Annotated in this window: 12 protein-coding genes; 4 read left to right on the top strand and 8 right to left on the bottom strand. The window is 72.2% G+C overall.

All coding sequences use genetic code 11. The annotated features are described in order from the left end of the window. Positions 1-63: 63 nt before the first annotated feature. From E1287_RS23725 to E1287_RS23700, 6 genes are all read right to left on the bottom strand, one after another. Entirely contained in the window at positions 64-1,674 is a 1,611-nt protein-coding gene (locus tag E1287_RS23725; protein WP_131967253.1) for a cation acetate symporter, read from the bottom strand. Next, entirely contained in the window at positions 1,674-2,024 is a 351-nt protein-coding gene (locus E1287_RS23720; RefSeq protein ID WP_131967252.1) for a DUF485 domain-containing protein, read from the bottom strand. Before E1287_RS23720 ends, E1287_RS23725 begins: the two co-directional genes overlap by 1 nt. Positions 2,025-2,250: 226 nt before the next feature. After that, entirely contained in the window at positions 2,251-3,981 is a 1,731-nt protein-coding gene (locus tag E1287_RS23715) for a cation acetate symporter (RefSeq protein ID WP_243719374.1), read from the bottom strand. After that, positions 3,978-4,352 carry a DUF485 domain-containing protein gene (locus E1287_RS23710; RefSeq protein WP_243719372.1) on the bottom strand — a complete coding sequence of 125 codons (375 nt, stop codon included), beginning with the start codon at positions 4,350-4,352 and terminating at the stop codon, positions 3,978-3,980. The genes E1287_RS23715 and E1287_RS23710 overlap by 4 nt, the downstream gene beginning before the upstream one ends. Positions 4,353-4,405: 53 nt before the next feature. Next, positions 4,406-5,152 (bottom strand): LytTR family DNA-binding domain-containing protein, encoded by a 747-nt coding sequence (locus tag E1287_RS23705; protein ID WP_243719371.1) that lies wholly within the window; start codon positions 5,150-5,152, stop codon positions 4,406-4,408. Between the two features lie 126 nt (positions 5,153-5,278). Beyond that, positions 5,279-6,484 (bottom strand): histidine kinase, encoded by a 1,206-nt coding sequence (locus E1287_RS23700; protein WP_131967250.1) that lies wholly within the window; start codon positions 6,482-6,484, stop codon positions 5,279-5,281. 155 nt (positions 6,485-6,639) lie between these two features. Between E1287_RS23700 and E1287_RS23695 the strand changes: the two genes are divergently transcribed. The 4 genes from E1287_RS23695 to E1287_RS23680 are packed head-to-tail and all read left to right on the top strand — an operon-like array spanning position 6,640 to position 12,012. Then, positions 6,640-7,164, top strand: a complete 525-nt coding sequence (locus E1287_RS23695) for a hypothetical protein (protein ID WP_131967249.1) — start codon at positions 6,640-6,642, stop codon at positions 7,162-7,164. Beyond that, positions 7,161-9,647: an Hsp70 family protein gene (locus E1287_RS23690; RefSeq protein ID WP_131967248.1), complete on the top strand. Its 2,487-nt coding sequence runs from the start codon at positions 7,161-7,163 to the stop codon at positions 9,645-9,647. The genes E1287_RS23695 and E1287_RS23690 overlap by 4 nt, the downstream gene beginning before the upstream one ends. Then, complete coding sequence (locus E1287_RS23685; RefSeq protein WP_131967247.1) at positions 9,644-10,507, top strand: OmpA family protein; 864 nt, start codon at positions 9,644-9,646, stop codon at positions 10,505-10,507. Before E1287_RS23690 ends, E1287_RS23685 begins: the two co-directional genes overlap by 4 nt. Further along, the gene (locus E1287_RS23680; protein WP_131967246.1) at positions 10,504-12,012 is read left to right on the top strand and encodes a hypothetical protein; all 1,509 of its coding nucleotides are present in this window, start codon (positions 10,504-10,506) and stop codon (positions 12,010-12,012) included. The genes E1287_RS23685 and E1287_RS23680 overlap by 4 nt, the downstream gene beginning before the upstream one ends. 76 nt (positions 12,013-12,088) lie before the next feature. Here the strand turns inward: E1287_RS23680 and E1287_RS23675 are convergent, their stop codons facing one another. Further along, positions 12,089-13,177 carry an acyl-CoA dehydrogenase family protein gene (locus tag E1287_RS23675; protein WP_131967245.1) on the bottom strand — a complete coding sequence of 363 codons (1,089 nt, stop codon included), beginning with the start codon at positions 13,175-13,177 and terminating at the stop codon, positions 12,089-12,091. Beyond that, positions 13,168-14,106 (bottom strand): VOC family protein, encoded by a 939-nt coding sequence (locus E1287_RS23670; protein ID WP_131967244.1) that lies wholly within the window; start codon positions 14,104-14,106, stop codon positions 13,168-13,170. Before E1287_RS23670 ends, E1287_RS23675 begins: the two co-directional genes overlap by 10 nt. Positions 14,107-14,108: the final 2 nt, after the last annotated feature.

The following is a 14,108-nucleotide window of genomic DNA, read 5'->3' as shown; positions in this document are numbered from 1 at the left end:
GCCGCGGGCCGCGCGGGGCCGGGCGACGGTCGCCCGCGCGGCACAGCGTCGGCGTCGGGGCGGTCAGTCCTTGACCGCCTGCTCGGCGCCCGCGCCGGTGAGGGAGCGGACTTCGATCTCGGCGTACTTCTGGGCGTTGTACTCCTTGCTGAGGATCGTCCCGAGCCAGCCGCACAGGAAGCCGATCGGGATGGAGACGATGCCCGGGTTCTCCAGCGGGAACCAGTGGAAGTCCACGTCGGTGAACAGGGCCTTCGGAGAACCGGAGACGACCGGGGAGAAGGTGACGAAGAAGATCGCGGAGCCGAGGCCGCCGTAGATGGCGGAGACGGCGCCCGCTGTGTTGAACCTCTTCCAGAACAGGCTGTAGAGGATCGCGGGCAGGTTCCCGGACGCGGCCACCGCGAACGCCAGCGCCACGAGGAACGCGACGTTGAGGCGCTGCGCGTAGATCCCGAGGACGATCGCGACCGCGCCGATGACGAACGCGGAGATCCGGGCGACGCGGACCTCGTCCCGCTCGGTGGCCTTGCCCTTGCGGAACACGTGGGCGTACAGGTCGTGCGAGAAGGACGACGACGAGGCGAGGGTGAGGCCCGCCACGACCGCGAGGATCGTCGCGAACGCGACCGCGGCGATGATCGCGAGGAGGATGGTGCCGCCCGCCTCGCCGAACACGATGTCGCCGATGCGTTCGGCGAGCTGCGGCGCCGCGGTGTTGCCCGCCGGGTTCGCTTTGGCGATCTCCTTGCTGCCGACGAGGGCCGCGGCGCCGAAGCCGAGGACGAGGGTCAGCAGGTAGAAGGCGCCGATGATGCCGATGCCCCACAGCACCGACTTGCGGGCGTCGCGGGAGGTCGGGACGGTGTAGAAGCGGATCAGGATGTGCGGCAGCCCGGCGGTGCCGAGGACGAGCGCCAGCCCGAGGCTGATCAGGTCGAGCTTGCCCTCCAGGCCCTGCGCCTCGGTGCCGTAGCGGAGGCCCGGCTCCAGGAAGCTCTTGCCCTTGCCGCTCTCGTTGGCCGCGTCGTTCAGCAGCGACGACAGGTTGAAGCCGAACTCGCTCAGCACGAGGACCGTGATGAGGGTCGCGCCGGTCATCAGCAGGACGGCCTTGACGATCTGCACCCAGGTGGTGCCCTTCATGCCGCCGAACACGACGTACACGATCATCAGGATGCCGACCAGCGCGATCGTCGCGCCCTTCGCGAACTCGCTGGTGAAGCCGAAGAGCAGGGAGACCAGCGCGCCCGCGCCGACCATCTGCGCCAGCAGGTAGAAGATCGACACGACGATGGTGGAGACGCCGGCGGCGGTGCGGACGGGACGGGGGCTCATCCGGAACGACAGCACGTCCGCCATCGTGAACCGGCCCGAGTTCCGCAGCAGCTCCGCGACCAGCAGGAGGGCGACGAGCCACGCGACGAGGAACCCGATCGAGTACAGGAAGCCGTCGTAGCCGTAGAGGGCGATGAGCCCGGCGATCCCGAGGAAGGACGCGGCGGACATGTAGTCGCCGCCGATCGCGAGGCCGTTCTGGACACCGGAGAAGGAACGTCCGCCGGCGTAGAAGTCGGTGGCGTTCTTGGTGTTCCGGCTCGCCCAGACGGTGATCGCCAGCGTTCCGGCGACGAACGTCAGGAACAGGATGATCGACAGGGTCTCGTGGCTCATCAGGCGTCTCCCGACTTCCCGGCCGCCTCGGCCTCGATGTCACCGCGGATCTTGTCGGCGATCGGGTCGAGGCTGCGGTCGGCGTGCCGCGCGTACAGCCACGCGATGAGGAACGTCGACACGAACTGGAGGAGGCCGAACACCAGCGCGACGTTGATGGAGCCGACCAGTTCGGTGCCCATGAAGCCGCGCGCCCATCCGGACAGGACGACGTAGAGCAGGTACCAGCTGAGGAAAGCCGCGGTCATCGGGAAGGCGAATCTGCGGAATCTGCGCCGGAGTTCCTGGAACTCCGTGCTGCTCTGGAACCGTTCGTAGACGGTGCCGGAGGCACTCTTATCGACGGACACGACCGTCCCTCCTCTGTAGTGACGCCGGTCACGCGCCACCGTAAGGAGAGTGTCAGCGCAGGCGAAGGGGACCGGCGGGAGGGTGCGTTCAGCTGCCGCTCATCGTCGCTGGTCTGCGTGCCGTGTCGGTGAACGGTCCGTTTGGCGCGACGAACGGTCGGGCCGGTTGCGGTCGCCGGGCCGCCTTGGCGGTCACCCTCGTTTCGGTCGTCGGGCGCGGGGATGGTCACACGCGTTTCGGTCGCCAGGTGCCCCGGTCGACGTCGAGCGACTCGGGGGTGTGCAGGCGGACCATCATGCGGGCGACGCCGGGCGGGACGCGTCCCGGCGTGCACCACGACACGGCGATCATGACGGCGAACGCGATGGGGACCGTCCAGGCGGCGGGCTCGGCGAGCATCGCGCCGACGAAGCCGTCCGGCGGGCCGGCCGCGATCGTCACGATGACGGCGGTGCCCGCGAGCAGGCCGCCCGCGACGAGGCCGGCGAGCGCGCCCGGGACGGTCAGCCGCCGCCACCACACCCCGAGGACGAGCAGCGGGCAGAACGTGGACGCGGCGACCGCGAACGCGAGCCCGACGACGTCGGCGACGGCGAGGGAACGCGCCGCGATCGCCAGGCCCAGCGGGACGACGAGCGCGAGCAGCGTCGCGGCGCGGAACGAGCGGACCCCGCCGCGCAGGATGTCCTGCGCCAGGACCCCGGCGACCGACACGGTGATCCCGGACGACGTCGACAGGAACGCCGCGACCGCGCCGCCCGTGACCAGCGCGCCGAGGAGGTCGCCGCCGACGCCGCCGATGAGCCGCCCGGGGAGGGTGAGGACGACGGCGTCCGCGCGTCCGGTCATGAGGAGTTCCGGGGTGTAGAGGCGTCCGAGGACCCCGTACAGGGCGGGGAACAGGTAGAACGCGCCGAGCAGCGACAGGACCATGACGGTCGTACGGCGCGCGGCCCGCCCGTCGGGGTTGGTGTAGAAGCGGACGAGCACGTGCGGCAGGCCCATCGTCCCGAGGAACGTGGCGAGGATCAGCGAGTACGTGGCGTAGAGGGAGTGTTCGCGGCCGTGCAGGGGCAGGGCCCATTCGCGGTCGGTGGTGACGGGTTCGCCGGTGACGTGCGGGACGGCGGCGCCCGCAGGGAAGGTGACGGACGCGTCCTTGTCGATGCGGTGCCTTCCGGGGTTCAGGGTCAGCGGGACGTCCTCGTAGGCGCGGCCGTCGAGCCGTCCGTCGACGACGACCTGGACGGGCGCGGTGACGTCCACGGTGACGGCCGTCCCGACCGACACGGTGGTGCGGTCGTCGAAGCGCGGCGGCGCCTCCGACGACAGTCCGGGCGCGCCGTCGTACCGCCACGCCAGCAGCAGGAAGATGAGCGGGACGCTGAGCGCCGTGAGCTTCATCCAGTACTGGAACGCCTGGACGAGCGTGACGCTGCGCATGCCGCCGACCCACACGTTCACGGCGACGACGACCGCGACGAGGACGCCGCCCGTCCAGACGGGGGCGCCGGTGACCGTCCGCAGCACGAGCCCGGCGCTCTGGAACTGCGGCAGCAGATAGAGCCAGCTGATCAGCACGACGAGGACGCTCGCGACGCGCCGCACCGCCATGGACTCCAGCCGCGCCTCCGCGAAGTCCGGCAGCGTGTACGCGCCGGAGCGGCGCAGCGGCGCCGACACCAGGACGAGGAGCACCAGGTAGCCGCCCGTCCAGCCGACGGGGAGCCACAGCATGTCGGCGCCGTAGGCGAGGATCAGGCCCGCGATGCCGAGGAACGACGCGGCCGACAGGTACTCGCCGCCGATCGCGGACGCGTTCCGCAGGGGCGTGACCGTCCGGGACGCGACGTAGAAGTCCGACGTCGTGCGGGAGATGCGGACCCCGAGCACGCCGATGAGGACGGTGGCGACGACGACCAGCAGCACGCCCGCCATCCCGTACGCGGCGCTCACGGTCCTTCCGCCCGCTCTCCGTCGGCGAGGGAGCGGTCGACGAGTTCGGCGAAGTCGTCCTCGTTGCGTTCCGCCTGCCGGACGTACCACCAGCCGCAGGCGACGAACCACGGGTAGATCAGGCCGCCGAGGACCACCCACGGCAGCGGCGCGCCCAGCACCTCCTGCTCGCGGACCTCGGGGAACACCGCGAACAGCAGCGGCAGCCCGGCCACGACGGCGGCGAGGACGAGGCACAGCCGCATCGCGAGCCTGAGCTGGGTGCGGACCAGCGAGCGCATGTACGCCTCGCCGAGCCCGGTCTGCTCGTCGATCTCGCGCGTGACCGGGTAGCGGGGACGGCGGACGGCGCGCGTCCGCGGGCCCGTCACCAGCACCCGTCCCTTCGCCGGAGGCGCGGCCTCGGGCGGGCGGTCGCCGGGGCTCAGGGGGACCGCCTCGCCCTGCGCACCAGCAGGTCGCGCAGCTCCCGGACGTGCCGGCGGCTCACCGGGAGCTCCGCGCCGCCGACCATGACGGTGCAGCGGCCCGAGTCCAGCCGCAGCTCCTTGATCGCCGACAGCGCGACCAGGTGGCTGCGGTGCACCCGGACGAATCCTGCACCGCTCCATCGCTCGCTCAGCGCCGCCAGCGGGATGCGGACCAGGTGGCTCCCGCCGGACGTGTGCAGCCGCGCGTAGTCGCCCTGCGCCTCCACGTACAGCACCTCGGCGGGCGTGACGAACCGGGTGACGCCGCCGAGCTCGACGGGCATCGGCTCCGGCTCGGACGGTGCCGGCGAGCCCGTCCCGTCGTCCTCCACCATCCAGTCCTCGGTCGACTCGGTCACCCGCCTGATCGCCTCGTTGAGCCGTTCGGGGCGCACCGGCTTGAGGATGTAGTCCGTCGCCTTGATCTCGAACGCGTCGACGGCGTGCCCCTCGTACGCGGTGACATAGACGATCTGCGGCGCGCGGGCGAACTGCGCGAGGACGCGGCCGAGGACGGTGCCGTCCAGGCCGGGCATGCGGATGTCGAGGAACACGGCGGCGATGGGGCGTCCGTCCGCGAGGGCGCGGTCGAGCTTGCGGAGCGCGGCGGCGCCGTCCCGCGCGGTGTGGATCTCGCCGATGCGCGGATCGGCGCGCAGGAGGTGGACGAGATCGTCCAATGCGGGTGCCTCGTCATCCACCGCAAGGACACGAAGGCCCACGACAAACCCCGCCCTTCCTGTGCCGCCCGCCACATTCCAGTAAAAGGACGTCCGCGAGTCAAGGGGGCAGGACGCGCCTCACCTGGCCGATTCACCAGGAAGCGGTCACAGCGGACCCGAGGACGCGGTCACGCCGGGGCGGTACTTCGGGACGCGGACGGTCACCTTCGTCCCGGCGCCTGGGCCTGTTTCGACGGCGAGACCGTACTCGTCGCCGTACACCTGGCGCAGCCGCCCGTCGACGTTCGCGAGGCCGATTCCGGCCGCCTCGCCGTCGTCGCCGAGCGGGCGCGCCTCCCCGGACAGCAGCCGCCGGACGTCGTCGGGCTCCATGCCGATCCCATCGTCGTCCACGCTGATCACACAGTCGGAGCCGGCGTCCTCCGCGACGATCGTGATCAGGCCGGGCTCCGACCTGTCCTGCAGCCCGTGCCGGACGGCGTTCTCCACGAGCGGCTGCAGGCACAGGAACGGCACCGCGACCGGCAGCACCTCGGGCGCGATCCGCAGCGTCACCCGCAGCTGCTCCCCGAACCGGGCGCGCTGCAGCAGCAGGTACCGGTCGATGGACCGCAGCTCCTCGGCGAGCGTGGTGAAGTCGCCGTGCCGCCGGAACGAGTAGCGGGTGAACCCGGCGAACTCCAGCAGCAGCTCCCGCGCCCGCTCCGGGTCGGACCGGACGAACGACGCGATCGTGGTCAGCGAGTTGTAGATGAAATGCGGTGAGATCTGGGCCCGCAGCGCCCGCATCTCCGCCTCCATCAGCAGCGTCCGGGAATGGTCGAGTTCGGCGAGTTCGAGCTGCGCGTCCACCCACTGGGCGACCTCTTCGGCGGCGCGGATCAGCCCCGCGGGGACCTCCTCGCCGTAGGCGGCGAGCGTCCCGACGACGCGGTCGTCGGTGGCGAGCGGCACCACGACGACACGGCGGATCGGGCAGTCGAGCTGGTCGCAGACCACGTCGTGGACCTGGGTGCGTCCGCTCGCCAGCGTGTCCCCGGCGTGCTTGGGGCCCTCCTCGATGTGGTGGTCGTGCTCGCCGTCCCAGGCGAGGAGGCGCTCCCCGTCCGTGATCGCCAGCGCGGCGCAGCCGAGCAGCGTCCGCAGGTGCCGGGCGGCCTTCTGCGCGCCCTGCTCGGTCAGCCCGGCCCGGAACGCGGGCGCGGCCCGCGAGGCGGTGTGCAGCGTCTCGAACGTCGCGCGCCGCGCGGGCCCGCCGAGATCGCCGCCGCGCCCGCGGCGCCGCAGCCACACCAGCGCCGGAACCCACGTCACCAGCAGCGTCGCGACGACCGCTATGCCCACGTTCATACGGCGAAGTTAGCGGTGGCGGGCCTCTCCCGGGAGGGGTCCGCGGCGTCTTCCGGGAGGGGTCCCGCGGCGGCCCTGTCACCGTGACGGCGGACCAGGCACCCGGCGGGCCGATCGGACGGCCGCCGCGGGCCCGATGGGGAGGACTCACGGACATGGGGCGTGTCTTTGCACGGGCCGGGGGCGCGCTCCGGCAGTGGCGGCACCCGCCGGAATTCAGGATCAGCGCGTCCGCGTGGCCCGCGGACGCGCTCGACGAGCTCGCCCGCGCCATCGCCGACCACCCGGCGGACGGCGTCCAGGCGGGGGTCCCGGAGCTGCCGGATCGGCTGCTCGCCGAGCTGGCGACGAACCTGTGGCGGCTGCGCACCCGGATCGAGCGGATGGACGACCCGCCGCGCCCGGTCGTCCGCCATCTGGAGGCGGCCTGGGACGTCCTCGCCGGCACCGGAATCACGATCAAGGACCACGTGGGCGAGCCGTTCGACCCCGGGCTGGCGATGTCCGTGGTGGCGTACGAGCCCATGCCGGGCCTGGCGCGCGAGCAGATCACCGAGGCCCTGCGCCCCGGTGTGTACCTGGAGGGACGGGCCGTCCAGATGGCCGAGGTGATCGTCGGCACCCCGGGCTCCGCCGGGACGCCGCCGACCGGAGCGACGAAGGAAGCACGCGAGCGATGAACAGGACCACGATCGACTTCGGCATCGACCTCGGCACCACCAACAGCGCCATCGCGCGGCTGGACGGCGTCGAGACCGAGATCATCAAGAACAACGACGGCGCCGAGACCACGCCCTCCGCGGTGCTGGTCGACCGGCGCGGACGGCTCACCGTCGGCCGGGCCGCCAAGGACCGCAGCGAGCACGACCCCGAGAACACCTGCGTGGAGTTCAAGCTGCGGATGGGGACGACCGGCCAGCCCAAGCACTTCGCGGCCGCCGACCGGTCGATGGAGCCCGAGGAGCTGTCGGCGGAGGTGCTGCGGTCGCTGCGCCGCGACGTCGGACAGCGGACCGGCGAGGAGATCAAGGCGGCGGTCATCACCGTCCCGGCGGCGTTCGAACTCAGCGCCTGCGACGCGACCCGCCGCGCGGCCGAGATGGCGGGCATCGTCCACGCGCCGCTGCTGCAGGAGCCGACCGCGGCGGCGCTCGCGCACGGCTTCCAGGAGGACGCCGACAACGCGTTCTGGCTGGTGTACGACTTCGGCGGCGGCACCTTCGACGCCGCCGTGATCCAGATGCGGGACGGCGAGTTCACCGTCGTCAACCACCGGGGCGACAACTTCCTCGGCGGCAAGCTGCTGGACTGGGCGATCGTCGAGGAGCTGCTGATCCCGGCGGTCGTCCGCGACCACGGGCTGGCGGACCTGCGCCGCGGCAACCCGCGCTGGCGCAAGAACATCAACAAGCTGAAGGTCGCCGCCGAGGCCGCGAAGATCCAGGCGTCCCGCGCGGAGTCCGCCGAGCTGTTCCTCGACCTGGAGGACGAGTCCGGCCGGTCGGTGGAGTTCGAGTACGAGCTGGCCAGGGCGGACGTGGAGCGGCTCACCGAGCCGTTCATCGTCCGGTCGGTCAACCTGTGCCGCAAGGCGCTGGAGGAGAGCGGCCTCGGCCCCGGCGACGTCGAGCGGGCGCTGCTCGTCGGCGGGCCGACGCTCTCGCCGTACCTGCGGGAGCGGCTCGGCGACCCCCGCGAGGGCCTCGGCATCCCCCTGGACTACTCCCAGGACCCGATCACCACCGTCGCCCGCGGCGCCGCCGTCTTCGCGGGCGGGCAGCGGCTCGATCCGTCCCTTGCGGGCCCGCCGCCGCCCAGCGGCGAGTACGCGGTCGAGCTGGAGTACCGTCCGCTCGGTCCCGACATCGAGCCGTTCGTCGGCGGACGGGTGACCGGCGCCGACACGGCCGGATGCTCGATCGAGTTCGTCAACCCGCACACCCTGCCGGTCTGGCGCAGCGGGCTGATCCCGCTGCCCGCCGACGGGACGTTCACCACGACGCTGTGGGCGGAGAAGGGCCGCGCCAACACGTTCCAGATCGAGCTGACCGACGCGACCGGCGCGGGCCGTCCCATCACCCCGGACACGCTGACGTACACGGTCGGCGCCGTCGACACCCAGCCGCCGCTCACCCACTCCATCGGGGTCGGGCTGGAGGGCAACGAGGTCGAGTGGCTGTTCAAGCGCGGCACCCCGCTCCCGGCCAGGCGGCGGATCCTGCTGAGCACGACGGTGGGCGTCCTCCGCGGCGCCGGCGAGGGCATGATCCGGATCCCGGTGCTGGAGGGCGAGCACCACCGCGCCGACCGCAACCGCAGGATCGGCCGGCTGGAGATCAACCCCGAGCAGGTCAGGCGGGACGTGCCGGAGGGCAGCGAGGTCGATTTCACCATCCTGATCGACGAGTCCCGGATGGTGGTCGCCCGCGCCTACGTCCCGATCCTGGACGAGGAGTTCCAGAGCGCCGTCAACCTGCAGACCGAGACCGTCCCCGACCACGCTCAGCTGGCGAAGGACGCCGCCGCGGAGAAGCGGAGGCTGGAGTCCGCGCGGCGGCAGGCCGGGGAGCTGGGCGACTCGCGCGCCGCCGAGGTGCTGGCCCGGATCGACGCGGAGGGCATCGTCGCGAACCTGGACGCCGAGGTGAACGCCGCCGAGGTCGACCCGGACGCCGCCGTCGCGGGCGGCAAGCGGCTGCTGGACCTGCGCGCCGCCGCCGACGAGGTCGAGGACGAGCTCGAATGGCCCGGCCTGGTCAGCGAGGCGCGGGAGGTCCTGCCGCTGGTCCGCGAGGTCGTCGAGGACCGCGGCCGGGCGGCCGACGTCCCGGCGCTGGAGGCCGCCGAGGCGGCGGTGCAGGAGGCCATCGCCGCGCACGACGCCGACCTGCTGCGGCAGCGCGTCACCGAGCTGCGGCGGCTCGCGACCCGGGTGCTGGACGCGTCCGGCGACCTGCCGTTCATCGCCTTCCGGGAGCTGTGCTCGCTGCAGCCGGAGATGCGCGACCAGCGGGAGGCGTCCGCGCTGATCGCCACCGGCCGCCGCGCCGCCGACGCGGGCGACGCGAACACGCTCCGCGACGTCAACTCGGCGCTCGCGGACCTGCTGCCCTCCGCGCCGCCCCCGCCCGACCCGTTCAGCACGGTGAGGGTCGGCCGATGACCGCCCCGGCACAGGCCGTCCGGGAGGTGACGGTCGCGCAGGCCCGCGCGCTGGCCCGCGCCGGCCGCTACGCGGAGGCAGAAGAACTGCTGGAGGGCGAGCACGGCGCGGTCGTGCTCGACCTGAAGGCGCGCATGTACGCGCAGCAGGGCCGGCTGGACGAGGCCGACCGCTGCTGGGCCGAGGTCGCCGCCATCTCCCCCGGCGACCCCGGCGCCGCGGAGGGACGCCGCCGCATCGCCCAGATCCGGGCGGCGGCGGCGTCTCCCCGGCGCTTCGTCCTCGCACGCTCCGCTTTCCGCCTGGGGACGGCGGCCGTGGTGCTGCTCGCGTTCGTCATGCTGGCGGACGTCTGGCTGGACCGGGACGAGCCCGGCGCCCCCGCACCCGTCCCGTCGACCCCTGTCACCTCGCCGAGCCCCGCGCCAGACCCGATCGCCGCACTGAGGCTCAAGGGCTCGGGCCTGCATGTCGAACGCCGGGCCGGCGAGATCGAGGTGACGTTCGAGCGCGGCCTCTTCCGCCGCGACGCGGCGCTGACCCCACGCGGCCGGGCCGTCCTGGCGAACCTCGGCAGGCAACTCCGCCCCTACGCCGACCAGGTCTCCGTCACCGTGATCGGCCACACCGACCGCAGGGCCGTCCACCCGGGCGGCGGGTACGCGAGCAACGCCGAGCTGGGCATGCTGCGGGCCACGGTCGTCCGGGAGGTGCTGCGCTCGTCCGCGCGGATCCCGACCGCCCAGTTCTCGATCTCGACGCTGGCCGGTCTCCTGCCCCCGTATCCGGGCGATGGGGCGTCCGGCGACCCCCGCAACCGGACGGTCAGCGTCCGCATCTCCGCGGCAGGTGGACGATGAACACCACGAAGACGTCCTTCCTCGACCAGACCGGCCCGGACCTCTACCGGGAGAACCCCTTCCGGGTCACCGGCCTCGCGGTGGACGCCACCGCCCGCGACATCCGCCGCCGCTCGGAGGAACTCCAGGTCCAGGCCAAACTCGGCAAAGCACCCGGCACCGACTCACTCCTGCCGCTCGAGCCGCCGCCCGATGCCGACGCCGCCCAGCGGGCGATCCAGCGGCTGCGCGACCCGGTCCGCCGCCTGGAGGACGAGCTGTTCTGGTTCTGGCCCTCCCACAACAACGACGAGGCCCTCAAGGCCCTGCGCGACGGCCGCGTCGAGGACGCCGAGCGGCTCTGGACGAACCCCGGCCCCGGACGCCCGTCCGCCGTCGCCGCGCACAACCTCGCCGTCCTGGCCCACGCCCGAGCCCTGGACGACAACGACCCCGAGCTCTGGAAACAAGCACTGCGCCACTGGCGGACCACCCTGAACACCGACGCGTTCTGGGACCTCGTCGCCGGGCGCGCCCGCACCGCCGACGACCCCCGGATCGGCCCCGGCGCCGCCGCCGAGCTGCGCGAACGCCTCCCCGCCGCGCTCCTGTCGATCAGCGCGCGGCTCGCCGTCCAGGAATCCCGGGCCGGGGAGCACGAGAAGGCGTCCGCCCACATCGACCTGATGCGCGGCTCCGGCTTCCGCGCCGACCTGGTCGACACCGCGCTCCGCGACGCCGTCGCCCCCGACGCGTCCCGGCTCAGATCGCAGAGCCGGACCGCCCTCGAACGCGCCGACGCCGCCCCCGATACCGGCCACGCCGAGGCGATCCGCCTGCTCGAACGGGCCGAACCCGTCCTCGCAGGTCTCGGCGCGGTCCTGCCCGGCGACCACTCCATCCTGGAGGGGCTGCGGGACGAGATCGCCGACTCCGCCATGCGCTGCGTCATCCTGTACGGCAACGAGACCGACGACTGGCGCCCGGCGGAGGGCGTCCTGGAGCGCACCGAGGCCACCGCCGTCTCGGCGAACATCAGGACGCGCATCGCGGAGAACCTGGAGACCGTCCGCGAGAACCAGGTCTACGCCACCTGCTGGTTCTGCAAGGAGCACCCGAGCCACGACGGCTCCGGTTTCAAGGTGAAGATGCACGGCGAGGTCAACGAGGAGATCACCGAGTACTACGCCCGGCGGATCACCTGGCGGAAGCTGACGATCTCGGTGCCCCGCTGCACCGGCTGCGCGTCCGCCCACCGGTCGCGCCGCGCCAAAGTCTGGGCCTACGGCCTCGGCTCCAACGTCGCGCTGTTCATGCTCGGCCTCGTCCTGACCTCGACCAGCGCGTTCGGCGCGGGCGTCGTCCTGATGATCCTGACCTTCGCCGGCTTCGCCTTCGCCGCCGGTTTCGCCGCCACCACTCCCCTCTCCCGCGACGCACAGGACGTCCTGCACGCCTTCCCCGCCATCCAGGAAAAGTTCAAATCCGGCTGGTCCTTCGGCCACAAACCCCCGGGCGTCCAGTGAGGTCGGTTCCCGCAGGGCATGACGACGCGACGCCCAGCCGGAGAATTCACCGGCCGTGGCGTCGCGTCGCGGGTTCCTAGGGGAGGTTGAGGTTGGTGGCCAGGGATTCGTAGTGGGCGTCGCCGTCGCCGAAGGCCAGGGACGCTGACATGGCGTGTTGGGAGAACCAGTGCAGGTCGTGTTCTTGGGTGAAGCCGATCGCGCCGTGTACCTGGTGGCCTAGGGCGCAGACTCGTTCGTACGCTTCGCTGACCCATGCTTTGGCCATTGACACTTCTTGCTTTGCGTCACGGTTCGCTGAGAGGCGCCAGATGGCTTCGTAGGCGATGAAACGGGAGCCCAGGACGTCGATGGCCATGTCGGCGCAATGGTGCTGGACGGCCTGGAACGACCCGATGGGACGGCCGAACTGCTCCCGTTCCGTCGCGTACTGCACCGTCATGTCCAGGACGCGCTGCGCCGCACCCACCATCTCGGCGCAGGTCGCCGCCGCGCCGAACAGGGAGATCGCGGTGGCGGCGTCCGGGCCTAGGGCGTCGGGGGCGGGCACGTGGACGTCCGACAGCTCGACGTGGCAGGGACGGTCCAGGCCGACGGTTTCCAACGGACGGAGCGCTACGCCTGGGGACGACGCGTCCACCCAGAACGCGCGTGGTTCGTCGCCGACGCGGGCCGCGATGAGGAGGCTCTCGGCGGATGCGGCGAACGGGACGAATGTGACCGTTCCGGTGAGGACGAAGTCCGTGCCGTTAGGGGAAGCCACTGGGCCTTCGTCCGGACGGTCCCAAGGGAGAGGTGCGGCGGTCGCTATCTGGCCCTCTGAGATGGCCGTGAGCCATCGTTGCTGCTGGTCGGGCGTGCCGTGGCGGGTTATGGGCATGCCGCAGGACGCCACTGAGGTGAGTAGCGGGCTCGGGACTTGGGCGTAGCCGAGTTGCTCGAACAGCAGGCACACGTCCAGGAAGTCGCCGCCTACGCCGCCGTGCTCCTCTGGGAAGGCCAAGCCCGTCCAGCCGAGTTCGACCATCTCCTTCCACAGGGCGGCGGAATGGCCGGACGGGTCGCCGTCCATCGCCCGGGCTCCGGCCGTCGCGGCGCGGGACTCCAGGAGTTCGCGGGCGGTGGAGGCGATCAGCTCCTGGTCCTCGGTGAGGCTCAGGTCCATGGCGGCGGGACCTTGTCGGAGCGGACCCACACGCCGGGGCGCTCTTCCCAGAACAGCTGGACCAGGACGCCGCCGGTGTGCTTGGGGTGAATGAACGTGTGCTTCCAGGCGGCGCCGTCGGTGACGCCCTCCTCGTCGTCGAAGGTCGGCGTGTCGTGGTGTTCGCAGGCGGCCAGCGCCTTGTCCCAGTCGTCCACCTCGAACGTGACGTGGTGGGCGGCGGCGCCGTTGCGGTCCCAGAACCGTTCGATGAACGAGTCCTCGCCGCGCGGCATGATCACTTCCCAGCAGATGGTGGAGCCGGGGATGTTCAGGACGAGGTCGGCCATATCGGGATGCTCGTCGTCCGGGGTGCGCCACACCTGCGTGAACCCGGCGAGGCCGTGGTACCAGCCCGCGAGGAGGTCGCGGTCGGGGAACGCCTGGCAGATGTGGTCCAGCGCCACGATGCCGAGGGACGGCCCGGACGCGGGCGACGACTCCTCGACGGAGTCCGACGAGTCGCCGCACATGTCGAGGTTGCCGGGGCCGCGCAGCCGGAACAGGACGCCGGGGCCGTGCTCGGGCGGGCTCAGCGACGCCTCCAGCCAGCGTCCTCGTGCGCCGTCCGTCGGCTTGATGCCGCGTACTTCGAGTTCCGCGCGGACGGCCTCAAGGTCGGGTACCTCAGCGCCTACGTGGTGCAGGCCGGGGCGTCCGCCGTGGTCGTCCAGGAAGGTCTGGAGCGCGGAGCCTTTCCCGGCGGGCGCGACCACCTCCCACGCCTGGCCGTGGCTGCCGGGGATCTCCAGCCGGGTGCCGCGGGCCCCCTCGGCCGGGTTGTCCCAGCTCCGGACGCGCCGGAACCCGAACAGCCCCTCCAGCAGCGCGACCTGCGCGTCGAGGTCGCCGGTCACCTGGGCGACGTGATCGATGCGATAGATCTGCACGG

This window comes from Actinomadura sp. KC06 (assembly GCF_004348735.1).
In the GTDB taxonomy this organism is placed as follows: domain Bacteria; phylum Actinomycetota; class Actinomycetes; order Streptosporangiales; family Streptosporangiaceae; genus Spirillospora.
Note: the sequence above shows the minus strand (reverse complement) of the source record. Positions and strands in the feature narration are given on the sequence as shown.